The organism is Candidatus Spyradosoma sp. SGI.093, assembly GCF_050314555.1.
In the GTDB taxonomy this organism is placed as follows: Bacteria; Verrucomicrobiota; Verrucomicrobiia; order Opitutales; family UBA953; genus Spyradosoma.
In genome coordinates this window covers 1-1,240 of sequence record NZ_JBNPNH010000018.1, presented here as the reverse complement: position 1 = coordinate 1,240, position 1,240 = coordinate 1, and the positions used below count along the sequence as shown (strand labels likewise).

Here is a 1,240-nt window from a genome sequence, read left to right as displayed (position 1 = left end):
TTTTTTTGATGCCTCATAAAAAAGTGCACCCAATGAAGGGGCGCGAAAACGGTGTCTGAGATGAGCAAAACAGCGAAGAGAGAATACATCCGAGAGAAAAGCCGGGATTATGCGCGGGCTCTGAGCCGCGGCGAGAAGCACGCGATAGTCCAGGAGGTCGCGCGCACGTGCGCGTTCTCGGTCAAATACGTGATACGGCGTCTGAACGCGCCGTTGACTGCGGGGGCTTCCGCGGGGGAGCGTCGGGGGCGTCCGCCGCTCTACACGCGGGAGGACGTCGCGTGGCTGAAGCGGATCTGGCGGGAGAGCGATTTTCTCTGCGGGAAGCTTCTCGCGTGCGCGATTCCGTCGATTTTGGAGAGCCTGGCCCGGGAGGGCGTCACGGTTCCTGCGCGCACGCGGGAGCGGCTTGAGCGGATAAGTCCCGCGACGATCGACAGGCTGCTTCGCCCCTCGAAGACGGAGCGTCCCCGTCGGCCCCGTTCCGGAGTTTTGGCGGATCTGCGCAAGGAGATCCCGGTTCGGGCGCTTCGCGCGTCGGGGTGCCCGGAGCCGGGACATCTTGGGGTGGACACGGTCGCGCTGGGCGGGGGCTCGACGAGCGGGGAGTTCTTCTGGATTCTGACGGTGACGGACGTGTACAGCGGCTACACGCGGATCTTGCCCGTGTGGAACAGGACTTCCGAGAACGTCGCTGAGGCGCTTCGGCGCCTGCTTCCCTCGCTTCCCTTCGCTCCCGTGGAGCTGCATTCGGACAACGGCTCGGAGTTCATCAATTCGGAGGTCTTCCGCGCGGTGAAGTCGCTTTTCCCGCGCTGTTCGATGGACCGTTCCCGCCCGTACCACAAAAACGACAACGCGCACGTGGAGCAGAAAAACGGCGCGCTCGTGCGGGGGCTTTTCGGGGAACTTCGCCTGGACGAGTTCTCGTGCCGGGAGGCTCTTGAACGTGCGTGCGCGCTGGCTTCGCTGCGGCACAATCACTTCATTCCCTCGCGCAAGGCGCTCCGGAAAACGCGCGATCCGCTGACGGGAACGACGCGCACGCGCTACGCGAAGGCGGCGACGCCTGCGGCGCGTCTTGAGGCGTTCGAAGGGCTCCCCGAAAGCTCGCGCGCCGTGTTGCGGGAAGAATCCGCGGGAACGCACTTTCTGGAGCTGAACCGGAAGCTTCGAGTGCTTCTCGCGGAGGTCGTCCGCACGACGTGTCGGCGCGCGTGCGGGGCGTCCGCGGATCTCG

Annotated in this window: 1 protein-coding gene; it reads left to right on the top strand. The window is 65.0% G+C overall.

Going from position 1 to position 1,240, the window contains the following annotated elements; translation table 11 throughout:
- Nucleotides 1-567: 567 nt before the first annotated feature.
- Nucleotides 568-1,240: integrase catalytic domain-containing protein (locus ACQREB_RS08795; RefSeq protein ID WP_427767820.1), on the top strand; the 673-nt coding region annotated here is incomplete at its 3' end.